The organism is Variovorax sp. RTB1 (genome assembly GCF_035018765.1).
Classification (GTDB): domain Bacteria; phylum Pseudomonadota; class Gammaproteobacteria; order Burkholderiales; family Burkholderiaceae_C; genus Variovorax.
The window spans coordinates 26,217-42,626 of the sequence record NZ_JASJXG010000024.1 but is presented as its reverse complement, the minus strand read 5'-3'; the positions used below and the strand labels follow the sequence as shown (position 1 = coordinate 42,626).

General features: G+C 63.2%; 20 protein-coding genes. 7 read left to right on the top strand and 13 right to left on the bottom strand.

Going from position 1 to position 16,410, the window contains the following annotated elements; translation table 11 throughout:
- Positions 1-190: 190 nt before the first annotated feature.
- Positions 191-643 carry a PaaI family thioesterase gene (locus QN397_RS15780; RefSeq protein WP_323501391.1) on the top strand — a complete coding sequence of 151 codons (453 nt, stop codon included), beginning with the start codon at positions 191-193 and terminating at the stop codon, positions 641-643.
- Positions 644-673: 30 nt separating this feature from the next.
- Here the strand turns inward: QN397_RS15780 and QN397_RS15775 are convergent, their stop codons facing one another.
- The 11 genes from QN397_RS15775 to QN397_RS15725 form a co-directional block, all read right to left on the bottom strand.
- The gene (locus QN397_RS15775; protein ID WP_323495317.1) at positions 674-1,075 is read right to left on the bottom strand and encodes an HdeA/HdeB family chaperone; all 402 of its coding nucleotides are present in this window, start codon (positions 1,073-1,075) and stop codon (positions 674-676) included.
- Between the two features lie 290 nt (positions 1,076-1,365).
- On the bottom strand, positions 1,366-2,289 hold the full coding sequence (locus QN397_RS15770; protein WP_323501390.1) for a ChbG/HpnK family deacetylase: 924 nt from the start codon (positions 2,287-2,289) through the stop codon (positions 1,366-1,368).
- Positions 2,286-3,908, bottom strand: a complete 1,623-nt coding sequence (locus QN397_RS15765) for a glycosyltransferase family 39 protein (RefSeq protein ID WP_323501415.1) — start codon at positions 3,906-3,908, stop codon at positions 2,286-2,288. The genes QN397_RS15770 and QN397_RS15765 overlap by 4 nt, the downstream gene beginning before the upstream one ends.
- On the bottom strand, positions 3,908-4,972 hold the full coding sequence (locus QN397_RS15760; protein WP_323495315.1) for a glycosyltransferase family 2 protein: 1,065 nt from the start codon (positions 4,970-4,972) through the stop codon (positions 3,908-3,910). The genes QN397_RS15765 and QN397_RS15760 overlap by 1 nt, the downstream gene beginning before the upstream one ends.
- A complete protein-coding gene (locus QN397_RS15755; RefSeq protein WP_323501389.1) occupies positions 4,969-5,562 on the bottom strand; it encodes a phosphatase PAP2 family protein in 594 nt (197 codons plus the stop codon). The genes QN397_RS15760 and QN397_RS15755 overlap by 4 nt, the downstream gene beginning before the upstream one ends.
- A gap of 83 nt (positions 5,563-5,645) precedes the next feature.
- Complete coding sequence (locus QN397_RS15750) at positions 5,646-6,095, bottom strand: hypothetical protein (RefSeq protein ID WP_323495313.1); 450 nt, start codon at positions 6,093-6,095, stop codon at positions 5,646-5,648.
- A 137-nt stretch (positions 6,096-6,232) separates the two neighbouring features.
- Entirely contained in the window at positions 6,233-6,934 is a 702-nt protein-coding gene (locus tag QN397_RS15745; RefSeq protein WP_323495312.1) for a VIT family protein, read from the bottom strand.
- Positions 6,931-7,500, bottom strand: a complete 570-nt coding sequence (locus tag QN397_RS15740; RefSeq protein WP_323495311.1) for a cytochrome b — start codon at positions 7,498-7,500, stop codon at positions 6,931-6,933. The genes QN397_RS15745 and QN397_RS15740 overlap by 4 nt, the downstream gene beginning before the upstream one ends.
- Positions 7,497-7,790, bottom strand: coding sequence for a hypothetical protein (locus tag QN397_RS15735; RefSeq protein ID WP_323501388.1), 294 nt, complete (start codon positions 7,788-7,790; stop codon positions 7,497-7,499). Before QN397_RS15735 ends, QN397_RS15740 begins: the two co-directional genes overlap by 4 nt.
- Positions 7,791-7,851: 61 nt before the next feature.
- Positions 7,852-8,652, bottom strand: coding sequence for an ABC transporter permease (locus QN397_RS15730; protein WP_323495309.1), 801 nt, complete (start codon positions 8,650-8,652; stop codon positions 7,852-7,854).
- Complete coding sequence (locus QN397_RS15725; protein WP_323501387.1) at positions 8,649-9,266, bottom strand: ABC transporter ATP-binding protein; 618 nt, start codon at positions 9,264-9,266, stop codon at positions 8,649-8,651. Before QN397_RS15725 ends, QN397_RS15730 begins: the two co-directional genes overlap by 4 nt.
- A gap of 104 nt (positions 9,267-9,370) precedes the next feature.
- Here QN397_RS15725 and QN397_RS15720 point away from each other — a divergent pair, with 104 nt between their 5' ends.
- Entirely contained in the window at positions 9,371-9,646 is a 276-nt protein-coding gene (locus QN397_RS15720) for a phosphopantetheine-binding protein (protein ID WP_409053358.1), read from the top strand.
- A 43-nt stretch (positions 9,647-9,689) separates the two neighbouring features.
- Here the strand turns inward: QN397_RS15720 and QN397_RS15715 are convergent, their stop codons facing one another.
- The gene (locus QN397_RS15715) at positions 9,690-10,457 is read right to left on the bottom strand and encodes a hypothetical protein (RefSeq protein ID WP_323501386.1); all 768 of its coding nucleotides are present in this window, start codon (positions 10,455-10,457) and stop codon (positions 9,690-9,692) included.
- Between the two features lie 155 nt (positions 10,458-10,612).
- On the opposite strand from QN397_RS15715, the gene QN397_RS15710 reads away from it, so the two are divergent.
- Genes QN397_RS15710 through QN397_RS15700 form a run of 3 tightly spaced genes read left to right on the top strand, consistent with a single transcriptional unit; the run spans position 10,613 to position 13,208 of the window.
- The gene (locus tag QN397_RS15710) at positions 10,613-11,185 is read left to right on the top strand and encodes a hypothetical protein (RefSeq protein WP_323501385.1); all 573 of its coding nucleotides are present in this window, start codon (positions 10,613-10,615) and stop codon (positions 11,183-11,185) included.
- Between the two features lie 24 nt (positions 11,186-11,209).
- Entirely contained in the window at positions 11,210-11,866 is a 657-nt protein-coding gene (locus QN397_RS15705; protein ID WP_323501384.1) for a response regulator, read from the top strand.
- A gap of 4 nt (positions 11,867-11,870) precedes the next feature.
- Complete coding sequence (locus QN397_RS15700) at positions 11,871-13,208, top strand: ATP-binding protein (protein ID WP_323495304.1); 1,338 nt, start codon at positions 11,871-11,873, stop codon at positions 13,206-13,208.
- Positions 13,209-13,223: 15 nt separating this feature from the next.
- On the opposite strand, the gene QN397_RS15695 is transcribed toward QN397_RS15700, so the two are convergent.
- Positions 13,224-14,066 carry a hypothetical protein gene (locus QN397_RS15695; protein ID WP_323501383.1) on the bottom strand — a complete coding sequence of 281 codons (843 nt, stop codon included), beginning with the start codon at positions 14,064-14,066 and terminating at the stop codon, positions 13,224-13,226.
- 322 nt (positions 14,067-14,388) lie between these two features.
- On the opposite strand from QN397_RS15695, the gene QN397_RS15690 reads away from it, so the two are divergent.
- Positions 14,389-15,234: an iron-containing redox enzyme family protein gene (locus tag QN397_RS15690; RefSeq protein ID WP_323501382.1), complete on the top strand. Its 846-nt coding sequence runs from the start codon at positions 14,389-14,391 to the stop codon at positions 15,232-15,234.
- Positions 15,235-15,254: 20 nt separating this feature from the next.
- Positions 15,255-16,196 carry a class I SAM-dependent methyltransferase gene (locus tag QN397_RS15685; RefSeq protein ID WP_323501381.1) on the top strand — a complete coding sequence of 314 codons (942 nt, stop codon included), beginning with the start codon at positions 15,255-15,257 and terminating at the stop codon, positions 16,194-16,196.
- Positions 16,197-16,410 lie beyond the last annotated feature (214 nt).

Below are 16,410 nucleotides of genomic sequence, written 5' to 3'. Positions count from 1 at the left end.
AACTCGACCGATCAGAGACACGGTGTTTCTGTGCGGGCAACAATCGATGCGGGTTTCGATGGCATTGCCGTTGCGCTTCGAAGGGCCTGTCCCAAATGCGTCCGCCAATGGCTTTTCGGTCGCACACGAGACGCACCGCGAGTGTCTTGATTCGTAGAGTGAAGCCCTGATTCTTCTGAAAGGCAAACTCATGCGACACGCACTCGACGCCATCAATCAAACCGCTTCGTTCAATCGATGGGCCGGTTTCGAAGTCGTGCATGCAGGCAACGGCGAGGCAGAGCTGAGCATGCTCTGGCGCGCCGACGACATGGGCCAGTACGCCGGCTTTCTGCATGCAGGGCTCATCGGCGGACTGCTCGACACCGCTTGTGGTTTTGCTGCGGCAACGACGTCGGGCCGAGTGTTGGCATCGCACTTTTCGGTCAACTGCCTTGCCCCAGCGGTGGGGCGCCGCTTCGTCGCCAGGGGACGCGTGATCAAGGCCGGACGTCGTCAGGTCTTTGCGGCTGCGGAGCTGTTCGCGGAGCCTGAAGGCGGTGGTCAACTGAAGCTGGTGGCGACGGGGAACGCGGTGCTGGTGCCGGTCGAAGAAGCGGCAAGCAAGCCGCCCGCTCCGGCCGATGTGAAGTCGGGCGCTTGAGGTTCACACCGCGCGCAAGCGCTCGCTAGGTCAGGGCCTGCGACGCTGACTGGTGCTCGGTGCGGGCAATTGCATCGGACTGGTTGCGAGCAGATCTTTGTAGAGCGCTTCGGTAGCGTTGAGCATCGTGCCGAGCGGATGGGCACGGCAGTATCTTTCGATCGACTGCGCCATCGACTCCGGCGGCGGCAGCGCGGCACTCGTCATGATGAAGTCGAGTCTCGCCATGTTGGCGCCCGACAGGTAGCCTTGCACCCAATAGATCCACGGATCTTCCTTGCGCGCAGCTCGCGCTTGCAGGTACTCGTTGCAGCCTTTGACGGCGAAGCCCTGCACGTTCATTTGCTGGGCTTGCGCGCTGTTGGCACACACTGCCAGCATCGCCGTCAGCAGGATGGTCGACAACGCCGTTGCAGCCTTCGTCTTCAGCATGCGTCTCCTTGAAGTTCAATTTCAGTATCGATTATTCGCCATCATTGCCTTGGCGGAGTCGACTCGCGTGCTGCCAGTGCGAGCTGCAGCCGGTGCATGCATCGTCGCCACGACCCAGCGTGCGTCGTAGACGTCGGTGAGCAAGAGTCCCGACTGTTCCGGCGAGCCGCTCGCGGGTGATGCCGACAGCGGTTGGCGCGGGAAGCTCGATCATGCAGGCCCATGACAGAGTGAACTTCACCGTAGCGGATGCAAGGCTCAGGCCATGGTCGGCCGCACGATCGGCTGCGTCACCATCGGAGTTCTTCTGGCGCGCCGCGCAGGGAGTCTGTCAAGTCGACTGGCATTTCCGAGCTCGCCGCGTGGCGGCCGAATGCGCGCGACAGGGGTGCCACGACGATGCCGGTCGTTGCGTGCAGCGCATCGAGGTCGAGCGCCCGGAGTGTCGTGTGCTCGCGCCGGCGCGATTCATCGTGGGGCGTGGACTGGCCTTGCAACCCATGCGGTGCGTCGCCGAGCGAAGGGTGGCACATCAGCACGTCGCCGCTGCGGCATTGCCGCAGCCATTGCGCAAAGGCGTGCTGGTAGTCGCCCTCTTTGGCGGGAAAGGGGTACACGCCGAGCAAGCACCGACTCATCGGAACGCCGTGCTGTTCCGCGAGACGCTGCAGCGCGCCACCGCCCAGCGCATGGATCACTCTCGCCTTGGCGTCGGTCTTGCCGCGCAGCAGCCAGCTTGGCTCGGCAGGCGCCGTGTTGCGCAACCACGGCGGTGCCGCCCGGTACCGGCCCATCAGTTCTGCAATGAGCAGATCGCGCACGCCGGGCAACTGGTGCACGTGACGATGGCCGTCAACGAAGGCGGGCGCCCGACCCATCCGGTCTTCGAAGCTGTTCAACTGAAAACGGATTTCGTCGCGCAACCGGTTGCCGCGCAGCAGACCCAGATAGGCCATGGCGATGAGCGACACCAGGCTGCCATCGCGGCCGCCCGGCGCCGATGGAAAGTCCAGGTCGAGGTGCAGCCCGATGTCGACATGGTCGGCGTCCAGACGCCGCAAATTGCGAGATCCGGTGTGCCAGAAATTGCGCCGAACCATGCAACCGATGGCGGAGATCTTGCCAAGTTCGGCCAGTTCGAGTGCCGCCGCATCGATGCCCTCGCTCAGGCCGAAGTCGTCGGCACAGATGCACAAGAAGCGTTCGTCGCTCATGACGCATCTCCAGTCGATGGGCGTGCTGGCTTGCCGAATTCGACGCAGCCCGCACTTGGACGCTGCGGGCCATCGAAGCGCCAGATGGCTGCCTCCTGGTTGTGCGCAACCGGAACAAAGCGCTGGTCGAGGAGCCAGGGCGAGGTGAGAAACGAAGCCGACGAGCCGACGATCCAGGTGCGCTTCGGCATGCAGAGCACGCGCGGGAGATCTTCTCGATTTACCAGCGTGGTGGCCGCCCTGGCGGGCTCGAATCGGCCCGCGTCGCTCAACTCGTTGCGCCAGTTGTCATGCAGCGGCAAGGCAGGGTCTTGCCAGTCGCTCACGACCATGACCGTGTGCTTCAGCTTCCAGTAGAACGGGATCTCGTAGTAGTAGGCATCGAGCATCACGACCTGATCGTCTGCAGCGATGCGCTCCTCGGCGGGCAGATACAGCCGCGCACCGGGCGGCGTTCCCAGCCGGTCTGCAACGATCACCGAAGCAACGCAGATGACGGCGGCAATGCCGGTCGTCCATTGCAGTTTAGGGCTCGTCATCCACCGCGTCGGTGTCGTGGCACGCAAGGCTCGCGCGATGAACCATGCGAGTGGTGGAAGGGCTGGGAGCACATAGCCGATGAGCTTGGATTTCGGCAACGAAAAGAACACCACGATCACGATGAACCAGACGAGCATCAGCCAGTCGACATCGGAAAATGCGGCGCTTGCAGTGGTAGCGATCGGAGTGTGGCCGCTATGCCGACGCGCAACGGCTTGCCAACCCATCCAGCCAATCCATGGCAAGGTCAGCCCGACGATCACCGGCCCATAGAACCAGAAAGGGTGCGCGTTGTTGAACCCCGCTGTCGCGAAGCGCCTGAAGTGTTGCGTCACGACGAAGTAGTCGTAGAAGCCTGGGTAGCGCACCTGCATGGCAACAAACCACGGCGCTGCGATCAACAGAAAAATGCACCAGCCAGGCCACCACGCGAGCATTCCTGCGGCGCGAAACCGGCGGGTCACGATGCACCATGTCACGAAGATAGCGCCGGGAAGCACGAACCCGATCAGCCCTTTCGCCAGTACGCCCAGCGCTGCCATCGCAAAGGCCAGGGCGAGTGCGCCGCGCCAGGCGCCACCGCGCTCTTTTGCGAGTGCAGCGTGCGCCGCTGCGAGCACCGTCGCGGCGATGCAGCCGGCCACCAGCATGTCGAGGTTGGCGAACTGCGCACCGACGTAGAAGAACGGCAACGTCAACAGCACGACCGTGGCGACCGATGCGCTCACGCCGTCGGCCCAGCGCCGCGCGAAAATGAGCAGCGCGCTGGCGGCCAGCGTGGCGCCCAGTACCGATGGCAAGCGCGCCGGCCACTCCGACACGCCGAAGACCGACATCGACGCCGCGCTGATCCAGTAGAACAACGGCGGTTTATGGAAGAACGGAAGGCCGTCGAGCCGTGGCACCAGCCAGTGGCCCGTTCTCAGCATCTCGAGCGCGACGCCGGCGTAGCGGCCTTCGTCCGGCGCGGTGAAGCGCCGCAAGCCCGCGGTGGCCGCAAGCCATAGGAAGATGATCGCGATGGAGAGGAGGGTGCGGTGCCAGGAGGACTGTCGGAGTGAGTTCTGGATCGACCGCATCACTTCTTGTCGCCTTCCAGCCCGGTGCCTGTGACGCTCCTGACGATGTAGAGCGGCCGCCCTTTCACTTCTTCGAAAACCCGGGCCACGTATTCGCCGACGATGCCGGTCGAAATCATCTGCACGCCGATGAAGAACATCAGGCTCACCACGATGGTTGACCAGCCCGAGACGGCGTCCCCGACCACGAAGTGATCGATGATGAGGAACACGCCGTAAGCGAATGCAGGCACAGCCATCAGCAGCCCGAAAATGCTGACCAGCCGCAGTGGCCAGGTGGTGAAAGACGTCAGTCCATCGACTGCCAGATGTACCAAGCGCAGCATGTTGAAGGTGCTGACGCCTTGCGCCCGAGGCGCCGGCGTGTAGGGCAACGGCACCGCCTTGAAGCCGACCCATGCATACAAGCCCTTCATGAACCGGCTGCGCTCGGGCAGGCTCAGCAGCGCATCCACCACCTTGCGATCCATCAACCGGAAATCGCCGGCATCCTCCGGCAGTTCGAAGCGACCAGACGAGTTGACCAGCTTGTAGAAGAGCTGGCTGCCCCAGCGCTTCAGAGCGGCCTCGTCGGTGCGTGCTTCTCGCACGGCGTAGACGACATCGGCGCCGGCCGACCACTTCTCGATCATCGAGCCGATGAGCGACGGCGAATGCTGCAGATCACCATCGAGCAGGATGACGGCGTCGCCACGCGCTGCTTGGAGGCCTGCGGTCAACGCTGCCTCCTTGCCGAAGTTGCGTGACAGCGAGACACAGCAAAAGCCTTCGAGCTCGCACCATGCGGCAACCACCGAAGCGGTGTTGTCGGTGCTGCCATCGTCGACAACGATGATCTCCCAGCGCAGACGCGTGGCCCACAGGATCTCTTCGAGGCGGGGCAACAGCACGCGCAGATTGGCCGCCTCGTTGAAGCAAGGGATCACGCATGACACGCTGCGTGCTTCGGATGCGTCGATGTGTTGGGGAGCCGGCGTTACGTCGGTCTTCGACGCGGCCGCGTCGATGGCGTCGATGGTGACGTCGCGGACCAGTCTTGGCCCGGCGTGAATCGGCGGCCTCATGAAGCCCTCCACTCGGCATCGTTGGCGAGCTCGCCGGGACGCGATCGTCGTGCAACAAGACGGGCCGCCATCAACGCCGCCAGGCGCACCTCCAGCAACGCGAGCACGCCGGTGAGCGAAGCCGCCAGTGCCATGCCTGCAGCGATGTCGATCGGCGAGTGAACCCCGACATAGATGCGCGCCCATCCGGTCAGTGCTGCCAGAACCAGCACCACCGCACCGACAGGACGCAACGCGGCGCGCAACATGAAAGCGAAGCCGATGAAGAACATCACGGTCGCGTGCGTGCTCGGCAGCGCGGCGCTCGGGCCATGCACGATGTAGGCGGGCACGAGTCCGGCCACGAACGGGCGAGGCATGTTGAGCCAGGCCGCGATCAGATGCGAGAGCAGGGATGCCAGTGCCGCACCGACGACCACTGCTGCAAGGTAAGGCCGCTCGGCGCGCGCATGCCAGCCGGCCCACAGCACGGCCGCGGCGCACAGCGCACTGCCCCACAACGCGAAGACACTTCCCGCAAGGAGTGCCCATGAATTGGGATCGTCACCTGCGGCGATCCATTGCAACAACGCCGTGTTGGTGGCATTCATCATCTCGAAACCTTTCGACCGAAAACAAGGAATCTGTCTGCACACGCGCGCGGACAGGAGTCGACGTCAGGCGACGTCGCTTGTCAGGTCGTCACAGGTGGGGCGGTGTGCGGCGGCTGGGTCCGCCAGAGCACAGTGGGCGGCGGCGCGCCGCTGGTGTAGGGCACGCGCTCGACAATCGTGCGCTCGATGGGGACGAGCAACCGGACCAGCGCGACTGCAAGCGGCAGCAGCAAGAGCACCAGTGCCATCAACACATCGAGTCCATGCGCAAAGGCATTGGGCACATCGATGTGCGCGGCGGCCGGCACATACAGCGTGGTCTCCAGCTCTTTGCTGTGATCGTCCCGATCGTCTGGCGAAAACAGCGCCATCGCTTCGACGTTGCGCACGCGAAAACCCGGCTCGTCTTCCCAGCCGTCTTGCCGGAAATGCGTGAAGAGAAAGGGCTGCAGAACGGTCAGTACGACACCCGCCAAGCACCACCACACAAAGTGTGTTGCGACAAGGCGACGAAGAAGAACGGTAAGCACGAAGAGATTCTATGAGGCACTTCCAATTGGTACCTGAACGTGCTAGTCAGCTTGGGAAATAAATTTGCAGGGCTTGCTGGTGCCGGCTTGGGCCGTCTGCGCGCCTTCAGCTGCGGCAGTTGCGCAAGATGAGTCGGTCATGCCGCGACCCCGAAGAGTGAGCCAATACCGAAGGTGATCGCCATCGCCAAACCCGCCCAGAAGGTTACGCGCCATGCCGCAGTCAGCACCGGCGCCCCGCCGGCCCGCGCCGACACCACGCCCAGCAGCGCAGAGAACGCCAGCGACGCCAGGACCACCAGCGCGATCAACAGCGCAGGCGACGCGAGCCAGGCGACCAGCAGCGGCAGCGCCGCACCGATCGAAAAGCTCGCCGCCGATGCCAGCGCAGCCTGGACCGGCCGGGCGCTCAGAGTGGTCGAGATGCCCAACTCGTCGCGCGCGTGAGCGCCGAGCGCATCGTGTGCCATCAGCTGGCGCGCGACCTCTGCAGCGAGTGGCCTGTCGAGTCCGCGCCCGACATAGATTGCAGCGAGTTCGCGGTGTTCGGCGCTCGAATCTGCATCGATCTCGGCCATTTCCTTTCGCAGGTCGGCGGCCTCGGTGTCGGCCTGCGAGTGCACCGAAACGTATTCGCCGGCGGCCATCGACATGGCGCCCGCGACCAGGCCGGCGAGCCCGGCTACCAACACGCTGTGAGGCGTCCCGTGCGCTGCGGCAACGCCGAGGATCAGGCTCGATGTAGACACGATGCCGTCATTGGCGCCGAGCACGGCGGCACGCAGCCAGCCTATGCTCTCGCTCCGATGCCGTTCGTGGTGTCGAGTGAATGCCTTCATGCGCCCACCTTGTCTTCGGAGCGCAGAAACGGAAGCATCCGCCGCAACGTGCCGTCGCGTCGCAGGTAGTGATGAAACAGTGCCGCGGCAACGTGCAGACCGATCAGGTAGTAACCGACAACGCCCAGCGTCTCGTGGATTTTTTCGATCTGGTGCGCCAGCGTCTTGTCGGGTCCGATGAGCGGAGGAAGGGTCGCGCCGAAGAACGGGATCGTCTGGCCCGATGCGCTGAGCGTGAGCCAGCCGAGCACGGGCATGGCGAGCAGCAATGCATACAGCGCGAGATGCGTCACGGTCGCCACGGCGTTCTGCCAGCGAGGAATTCCCGGCAACGCTTGGGGCACAGGGCCAGACAAACGGTTTGCGACTCGCAGCACGGCGACGGCGAGTACCGAGAGCCCAAGCATGTAGTGCCACATCAGCAGCGCTTGGCGCGGGTCGCTGTTTTCGGGGAAGAAGTCGGTGAGATTGATGCAGGCGTAGACCGCGATCAACTGGAGCACGATCAGCCAGTGCAAAGCGATCGATAGTGAGCCGTAGCGTCGGGTGGAGTTTCTGAGGGTCATGAAATTCGAAGCCTGAAAAGAGGTGTGGAAAGGCGCGCGCGGGGGCGCGCCGCTGGTATGCGGAACGCGCTCGCAAGAGATGCGTCCGGCGGAAACAGCCACCGCAGTAACGCGATGGCGAGGGGCAGCAGCAGCGACACCAGCGCCATGCGAAAGCCTGGTTCGTCTTCCCAGCCGTCCTGACAGAAGTGCGTGAAGAGGAAGGGCTGCAGCGCCGACAGAAGCACGCCGGCAAGGCACCACCAGAAGAAGTGGGTTGCGACGAGTCGACGAAGTCGGGCGGTGATCACCGGCGGATTCTAGAAGCGGGGTGGTACCGCGCGAGCGTGATGCCTGTTGATCCAATCGATGTCACCGCTTCATTTCCAGACGATCGGTGCGAAGCCGCTGTCGACTGTCGGTGACTGCGCGCGCCGCCAGGTACACGGCGCCGGCCGACGCCAGTCCCCCCGCGCCGGTTAGAAGAAAGAGCAGCAATATCTGGTACTTCACAGCCTCGATCGGGTCCATGCCGGCGAGCAGTTGGCCGGTCATGATTCCGGGCAGCGTGATGATGCCAGCGGCCGACATCTGGTTGATGATCGGAATCATGCCGCGCCGGATGGACGATCGTGTCAGTTCGCCCAGCGCCTCGCGCATGGTGGTCCCTAACGCCAGCTGCGCTTCGATGGCTTGCCGGCGATTCACGACGCCTTCGAAAAAGCTGTCGAGCCCGAGCGTTGCCGAATTCAGAACGCTGCCCAGCACGATGCCCATCAACGGAATGGCATAGCGCGGGTCGTACCAAGGCTCCGGCCGGATGGCGGTCATCAACGCCATCACAACTGTTGCCACGCTTGAGATGCCGACGACAGCAAGGCCGATGCGGTAGTTGCCATGTTGCTGCAGACGGCGCTCTGGCCGTACCGCCACTTCACGCGCTGCGGCACCGATCATCAGGAGCACCACGACGACCGTGACGGTCGGCGACTGCAGGCGAAAGACGACTCGCAAGAGCAGCCCCACCAGAAGGAGCTGGACGACCATTCGCGCGGCCGCCCACAGCACCTGTCGATGCAGGCGCAGCCGCAGAACCATCGAAGCAACTGCATTCGCCAGCACCAACACGGCGGCGAGCGCCACGTCGGTTAACTCAAGGTGGACCGTGGTCATGACGCGCGCAGCTGCCGGTCGACGACCGCATAGTGGCGTTGCGCCACGCGATGGGCCTGGTCCCGTGAGTGCGTGACCCACAGCACCGACAAGCCCTGGTCCACATACTTCTGCAGTAACGATTCCATTGCCATCGCCGAAGTCGCATCCAGTGACGCTGTGGGTTCATCGAGCAACAGCACTTTGGGCTCGCGCGCGAGCGACCTGAGCAGCGAAATGCGCTGACGTTCGCCGGTTGACAACCGGTCGACATCGGCATCGAGCGTTGCGTTCGGAAGCCCAAGCAGGGGCTGCAGCAAACGCATCGCGTCGAGCATGGGCCGTGGAAAATGCGCAGCCACCTTCGCTGCCCACCAGACCGGCTCGGCGGTTTGGTACACCACCTGGCTGCGCCACTGCGGCGCAGTCCACGTGTCGCGTTCACGGCCGTTCAACCGAACCTCGCCGACGCCCGGGTCCAGATCGGCAACCAGGCGCAAGAAGAGAGTTTTGCCCGCGCCTGAAGGGCCCATGAGCGACACACATTCGCCGCGGTCGATGTGCAGATCGAAAGGGCCGCCATGGGCCGAGCGCAAGCCGCGCACGCTCAGCTGCGGTAAAGGCAAGTCAGTCATGCCGTCTCAACTTCAGTGAACCTTAAGCAAAGCAGAGCGAACATTCCGATTTGCCGAGATCGCAGTTGCCCAAAAGCTGCGCTGGCTTGCCATAGGAAACCGATTTGACTTCGACAACCCTCGTCCGTATCGCATCCATTCTCGAAAAAGATTTCCATGCCGACCCGCTGCTTGTACTGCCGTCGACTGCGCTTGCTGAACTCGGCCTGGATTCGCTGGCACTCATGGAATTTGTCTTCGCGGTGGAAGACGAGTTCGAACTTCGCATTCCAGAGGATCGCCTCGATCCACGTGAGGCGGGCATCACGTTGCAGCGCTTGTGCGAAGTGATCGACGGGTTGGTAGCCGCACGACCAGAGCCTGCGACAAAATCCAAATGACCGACTGACGGTAAGTTCGCCGGACTCTGCATGAGCTTCTTGCTCACCGGGTGATGCGCTCCGCACGTTGCGGCAGCAGGACAACGCAAACAAGGATGAAGGCAGCCAGTGCGGCGGTCGCGGTGTAGCGGCTCATTTCGAGGCCACCGGCCGCATGGGGCTTGTCCAGCAGGTCGCCCACGGTGGCGCCCAGTGGCCGCGTCAGGATGAACGCCACCCAAAACAAGGCCGTGCGCGAAATACGCGTCCAGAAGTAGGCCGCTCCCACGAGCGCCAGCCCCACCGCGAACACGATGGCGCCCCCTTCGTAGCCGAGTCCCAGTCCGACATCCGGATCGGCTGTCCAGTCACCGAGCGCGGTGCCCAGCGTCTGTGAAAACATGATGGTTGCCCAATAGAACAATTCGGCCTTGCGCGTCGTGATGGCTGAGACGGAAACCGATCCGAGAGCCCGATGCCACAGCGCCAAGGTGCCGATCACCAGCAACAAGAGAATCGTGGACCCGCCGAGGTACCCGATTCCCAGCGATCGATCGAGCAGGTCGGCGAGGGTGGTTCCAACGGTCGTGGTGGCCACGATCACGCCCCAGAAAAGAAATGGATGAAACTTCGTCGTCCTGATCTGGGCGGCCACCGCGACGACGAAGACGGTCGCGAAGATGGCCGTCCCAATGAGGTAGCCGAGGTGCATCGACATGGTCACGGCGTCGCCAGCCGTTTCCCCGAGTGTCGTCGCGGCGATCTTCACCACCCAGAACCCGAAGGTGACCTCGGCGACCTTTCCGAGTTCTATTCCGGGGAGTTGTTTCATGGATGGGTCTTTGCGAGCGGTGGGTCAAGGTTTGGGCGGCGAACCGAGCTTCGTCGACCTGTGCTTATGAAATCCTTAAGGCGGCGATTTCTGGCTTAAGGCGCCCTTAATGATTCGTGCGGGACCATCTTCGCCATGCTTCTTCAAAGATCGGGATGACGCTGGACAACCTGGCTGTCTTCGAGTTGATGTCCGCGGGCTCGCACGCCTCGGCGGTCACGCTCGCCTTGGCTTCTGTGCTCGCGCGTCTTGCGGACTGGAGCTTGCCTCTCGCCGCAGTGATTGCGTGGAGCCGAGGGGACAGACGGTTGCGCGTTGACTTGCTGTGTGTGCTGCTTTCAGCAGCAATAGCCTACGCAGTGGTTCTCGTCATCCGCACGAGCGTTTGTGTGCCCGGGTTGGCGAGCGCCAGCTGGACCGCCTTCTCAGGATGCTGGATGGGCCCGGGATCTCCCAACGCACAGGTCGTGCTCTGGTGGAGCGTCGCGCTGGCCTTGGTGCCGTTCGGCCGGCTCGCCTGGTTGAGTTTCCCGCTGTTGACGGTCGGGCTCGGCGCGGGCTGGAGCCTGGTGTATCTGGGACAGGTCTTCCCGCTCGACGTGCTGAGCGCGTTTCCGGCTGCCGCGGCCGGAGCGCTCGTCACGTGGGCCTTGCGCGCTCTGGTCAGGCCGGCCTGTCATCGTCTGGTTCGTCGCTCCCTTGCATTGACTGCCTGGCGCCACGCCTGAAGGTCGATCCCCGATACTGCGACCATGCGACTGCTCGTTGTTGAAGACGACCCGATGATTGGACGAGCGATACGTCAGGGACTCGTCGCGGCCGGCTATGCAGTCGACTGGGCGGAGGACGGACGGATCGCGGAGCTCGCGCTGGCCAACGGTGTCTACGACCTGGTGGTACTCGATCTGGGTCTGCCGGCACGCGATGGCATGACGGTGCTCGAAGAACTCCGTCGCGCGGGCAACCATGTTCCGGTCATCATCGTGACGGCCAGGGACGCCGTGGACCAGCGCATTGCCGGACTCAATGCGGGTGCCGACGACTACCTGTTGAAGCCTTTCGATCTGGATGAATTAATTGCTCGTGTGCGCGCCCTGTTGCGACGACGCGCCGGCGTCGGTTCATCGCTTTTGACGGCAGGCGCCTTGAGTCTGGACACCGTGCGCAAGTCCGTCACGAAGGAGGGCGCCCCGGTGTCGTTGTCGGTGCGGGAGTTCGCTTTGCTCGAGGTCTTGATGCAGCAGCCCGGAGCGGTGCTCTCACGCGAGAAACTCGAGGAATCCATCTACGGATGGGACGACGATATCGGCAGCAACGCGATCGAGGTGCACCTGCACAACCTTCGGAAGAAGCTGGGCGCACAAGCCATCGTGAACGTGCGTGGCGTTGGCTACAGGTTGGCGGAGTAGCCCGGTGAGATCACTGCGTGGCGACCTGATGAAGTGGCTGCTCGGGGCATTGGGCTTCGGCTCTCTCGTGCTCGTGATGGTCGCGTACGTCGTGACGCTCGGCGAAATGAACGAGGTGCTGGACGAAAACCTCAGAGAGGTCGCCGAGGCGGTGGCGCAGTACCACGCGAGCGCGCAGGTGACGGCCAAGCCGCTGCCCGCGATGCCAGGCGGCCAAAGCGACGATGACGGCGACCTGGTGAGCCTGGTCTGGCAACGTGACGGCACACCCGTTTTTTCTTCCAATCCGCGCTTCGCTTTGCGTTTCACGGATGTGCCGGGGCCGGGCCGTTTCGAGGTCGCTGGCCAGGAATGGCGGACCTACACCGTCGTGCTGACCGACACCGTGGTGCAGGCGGCGCAGCGTACGACCGCGCGTCACCAGATGGCCGTTGAATCGGCGTCGAAACTTTTCATTCCATTGGTTGCGCTGATCATCTTGCTCGCCGGACTCATCGTTGTAGCGCTGCGGCGTGGCATGCGTCCATTGGACGAAGCCACCGGCCAGATCGCGCGGCGCAGCGCGCTCAGTCTGGAGCCGATCGCCAGCGAAAACATGCCACGCGAGATGCAGCCGTTGGTCGCCGCGTTCAACGAACTGATGCAGCGGCTGTCCAATGCCTTTTCGATGCAGCGGCGCTTCGTGGCGGATGCTGCACACGAACTTCGCTCGCCCGTCACGGCGCTGCGGCTGCAGCTCACCTTGCTGGACCGCGCGGCCGATGCTGCGGGGCGCGTCGCCGCGTCCGCTGACCTCCGGCTGGGCATTGAACGCTCCGAGCGTCTGGTCGAGCAACTGCTGCAGCTTTCACGCGCACAACCCGATGTGGACCTGCACCATGTCGAGCGTCTGAGTCTCGGCGATCTGGTGCGCTCCGTCGTCGCGGAATTCCATCGTGAGGCCGTGGCACGCGGCATCGACCTCGGCGCGTCGACGACCGAAGGCATCTCAGTGGATGGCGACGCCATGCAGCTGAGAGTGTTGCTCAACAATCTGGTGCGAAACGCCTTGCGGTACTCACCCGACGGCAGCCGTGTCGATGTCGTCGCCGCCATCGAAGAGGGGAGACCGGTGCTGCGGGTGATCGACAACGGTCCTGGTATTTCGGCGACTGACCGAGACCACGTCTTCGAGCGCTTCCGTCGCGGCAGTGCATCGCATGTGCGCAAAGGCGATCCCGCTGGCAGCGGCCTGGGCCTGGCCATCGTGCATGCCATCGCGCTACGCCATGGCGCCATCGTGAGTCTGCACTCCAGCCTGGAGGTGTCGCCGGGCCTCGAGGTCCGGGTCACGTTCGGTTAGCCGGTTGTCGTGCCCTCAATGTTGCGCGTCGTTCGCCTTGAGTTCGAGGTAGGTCGCTCGATCGATCTCGTGCAGCTGCCGCGGATACTTCTCAGTGTCTGAGAACCATGCATTGCGCGCGCTTTCGGGGTCCTTGGTCGCATTGACATGGGCGTCCAACGCCAGAAAGTAGCGCATTGCATTGCGCTCGACGAGCCCGTGGGTTCCGCCGACGTACTCGGGCGTTCCTTCGGGAGTCTGGCCGATGACGGTGAAGCCGACCTTCGATCTCCCGAACGTCGCGAGGTATGCCTGCATGGCGGTATGTGCCAAGAAGTTCTCCTCATACGAATACGAGAAATGCAGAAAGCTGTGTGATGCATCGGCGGGCACGGCCTCCACCACGATGCGATAGTTGCTCGTCCCCAAAGGCCCGGAGTTTGCCGCGAGCCGCACCTCCAGATGCTGCGCCGTTTTGTCGATGAGGTTGAATACGAACGGGAGCTGAAATGCGTTTTCGACAGGCTGGTCGTACTTGCGGACAACGCTCAGAGTGATCTCCGCGCCCGAGGGACCACTCGCCACAGTGCACTTGCGATTGTTGATGTGCAACAGCATGGTTTCGCACCATTGAGTAGGCGTCCCCAGCAACGTCACAAGCGCTCCCATGGGCTGATCGACGATGGCATAGACGTCGCCTTTAAGCCCGTCAGATGTCTCGCTGGACTTGAGCAGCATCGGCCGCTTCAAGGACGAGCCGGCCAATTCGGCCCGCATCAAACCCAGCAAGGTCGAAAGACGCGCCCCATCGGAGGCACGAACAGGCAGAGCCAAGGCGCAGACCGCGCACGCGACGATGGCACCGGGCCAGCGTCGCATCGGTCTGCGGTCTAAAACGGGGCCAGTTCGACACAGGAACGCAAGGACTCGCATTGAAAGCAAAAAGGGACAGACATGAGGGCTGGGCAGTGTCGGAAGCTTCGGCTTAAGGAACACTTAATCTGCCCGCCGTATCTCATCTCCGCTCTGCTCCCACAACGAGTAGCCGGACAGATACAGAGCATCCTGTCCCACGACGACAAGGGAGGATAGGGAGCACGCTCATTTTTGACGTTTAGAGGAAAAAAGAATGGCTGTTAAACCCGATCGCATGTCGAATGAGCGACTCCATCGTCATTTGGCTGCGTTCAATGCGAGTCGTTTGGCGCCAGGCCTGCCGTCATCGGACTGGGAAGACGATCTCCATCGGGAGCATTCGCATCGCGTCGCTGAAGGGCGCGATCTGGAAACACTGCGTCTTGCAGTCGCACCGCTAGGTTTCGAATCCGCAGGTGACACTGACCACTTTGTTCGTTGGTTCGAGAATCTTGCTGTCGTCGGTCCTGGGCAAGGACACCCGCTTTTCGCCTGGCTTGCGGAAAAGGCCGACCTCGCGCAAATGCGATGGTTCCTCACGCAGGAAGCGTCTGGCGAGGCGGGATTCGAAGACCTGCTTGCCTACGCGCAGGTGAAGCTCCCGGCTCGTGCGAAGCTGGAGTGCGCGCGCAACTTCTGGGATGAAATGGGCCACGGCAAGCAAGGCGCCATGCACAGCCAAATGCTGGACAACATGGTGAACGAACTCGGTCTTCAACCCGCCGTTGCCACGACCGTTTGGGAATCCCTTGCGCTGGCCAACACGATGGTCGGTCTTGCGACCACGCGCCGCTATGCGTACCACGCGCTCGGCGCTCTCGGGGTCATCGAACTGACTGCGCCAGCTCGCGTGAAGCAGGTGGCAGCTGGCATGCGGCGTCTCGGATTGAGCGGCCACACCCGCGCCTATTTCGATTTGCATGCAGCGCTGGACATCTCGCACGCAAGGGCGTGGATTCGCGAAGTCATCCGTCCGTTAGTTGAGGCCAACCCGGCGTGCGCGCAGGCGCTGGCTGAGGGTGCATTGATGCGGCTTCGGTGCGGCGAGCGTTGCTTCGAGCGCTATTTTGAAGACTTGCGTTGTGACAAGCAGGCCGGCCACGCGCCTGCGGTTGGGCTTGCCCTGTGCTGAGCACCATAAGCGCAGCCGCTGTGCTGCGTCTGGTTGCGGACAGAGGCTACCGTTTTACCGCGGTCACACCACTCACCCATCAACGCGTGAAAGATAAGCGCGGCGCGGATCCCGGCCAGACCCTGCGTGACGTCTTCGGTTGGAACACGCCCTTCTCGGCGCGAGCCCTGCCTCCGGCGCTTTTCAGCGAGATGGCCCGCGCAGGCCTGCTGCAGCAGGTGGGTTCGCTCTGGCGCAGTACCCTCCGAATCGCCAGCATCGACGACGATTTGTTTCTGCACTCGGCTTACCCTACTGTCGGGGCTGATGCTGTGTTCTTTGGGCCCGACACCTACCGGTTTGCCCGTTTCATGAAACAGGCGCTGGGTCAGCGTGTTGCGAGCATGCGCCGTGGCACGCTCGTGCGCGTATTGGACATTGGTTGTGGCAGCGGTGCCGGGGGCATTGTGGTGTCGCGTGCACTGGCGGCAGCGGGGATGACATCGACGTTGACCATGAACGACATCAATCCGGCCGCATTGGCTCTCACCGCCGCAAATGCAGAGGTTGCCGGCGTCGCGGTGACGCTGGCGCTCGGCGATGCGCTGTCGGCGGTTGAAGGTAATTTCGACCTGATCGTGTGCAACCCGCCGTACCTGGACGACGAAGGACAGCGAAGCTACCGTCATGGCGGCGCAAACCTTGGTCGCGCGCTCGGGCTGCGCATCGCGGCGGCCGCGCTGCAGCGGTTGGCGCCTGGCGGGCAGTTGCTCTTCTACACCGGGGTGGCCATGGTCGACGGTGAGGACCCCTTCCTGGCTGAAATGGTTCCATTGCTGACGGCCGCCCGCTGCGATTGGCGTTACGAAGAAATCGATCCGGACGTATTTGGCGAAGAAATCGAACGGCCAATTTATGCGCACATCGACCGCGTTGCGGCCGTCGGCCTGGTCGCCACGTGCCCGTTCGAGCAGGCCAATTGACGCGCGTGATTGCCACTGAGCATGCGCCGATGAATGGCGGAGATGCGCGCGTCGCTGGGACATCGGAGTGCAGTTTGCTCGAGCGCATGCCCAAATGGCTTATCTGCGTGCCTATCGTTGCGCAGTGGCTCTGGCTGTCGTTTCGGTACGGCAGCGCTACGCTGCCCTCGGCCGCCAATCCGAACATCACCGCAGGCGGTCTGGTCGGCGAAGG

Excerpts from the sequence above, each read along its gene's own strand:
- QN397_RS15780 (WP_323501391.1), top strand. The coding sequence starts at position 191 with ATGCGACACGCACTCGACGCCATCAATCAAACCGCTTCGTTCAATCGA.
- QN397_RS15775 (WP_323495317.1), bottom strand. The coding sequence starts at position 1,075 with ATGCTGAAGACGAAGGCTGCAACGGCGTTGTCGACCATCCTGCTGACG.
- QN397_RS15770 (WP_323501390.1), bottom strand. The coding sequence starts at position 2,289 with ATGAGCGACGAACGCTTCTTGTGCATCTGTGCCGACGACTTCGGCCTG.
- QN397_RS15765 (WP_323501415.1), bottom strand. The coding sequence starts at position 3,908 with ATGCGGTCGATCCAGAACTCACTCCGACAGTCCTCCTGGCACCGCACC.
- QN397_RS15760 (WP_323495315.1), bottom strand. The coding sequence starts at position 4,972 with ATGAGGCCGCCGATTCACGCCGGGCCAAGACTGGTCCGCGACGTCACC.
- QN397_RS15755 (WP_323501389.1), bottom strand. The coding sequence starts at position 5,562 with ATGAATGCCACCAACACGGCGTTGTTGCAATGGATCGCCGCAGGTGAC.
- QN397_RS15745 (WP_323495312.1), bottom strand. The coding sequence starts at position 6,934 with ATGAAGGCATTCACTCGACACCACGAACGGCATCGGAGCGAGAGCATA.
- QN397_RS15740 (WP_323495311.1), bottom strand. The coding sequence starts at position 7,500 with ATGACCCTCAGAAACTCCACCCGACGCTACGGCTCACTATCGATCGCT.
- QN397_RS15730 (WP_323495309.1), bottom strand. The coding sequence starts at position 8,652 with ATGACCACGGTCCACCTTGAGTTAACCGACGTGGCGCTCGCCGCCGTG.
- QN397_RS15725 (WP_323501387.1), bottom strand. The coding sequence starts at position 9,266 with ATGACTGACTTGCCTTTACCGCAGCTGAGCGTGCGCGGCTTGCGCTCG.
- QN397_RS15715 (WP_323501386.1), bottom strand. The coding sequence starts at position 10,457 with ATGAAACAACTCCCCGGAATAGAACTCGGAAAGGTCGCCGAGGTCACC.
- QN397_RS15710 (WP_323501385.1), top strand. The coding sequence starts at position 10,613 with ATGACGCTGGACAACCTGGCTGTCTTCGAGTTGATGTCCGCGGGCTCG.
- QN397_RS15705 (WP_323501384.1), top strand. The coding sequence starts at position 11,210 with ATGCGACTGCTCGTTGTTGAAGACGACCCGATGATTGGACGAGCGATA.
- QN397_RS15695 (WP_323501383.1), bottom strand. The coding sequence starts at position 14,066 with ATGCGACGCTGGCCCGGTGCCATCGTCGCGTGCGCGGTCTGCGCCTTG.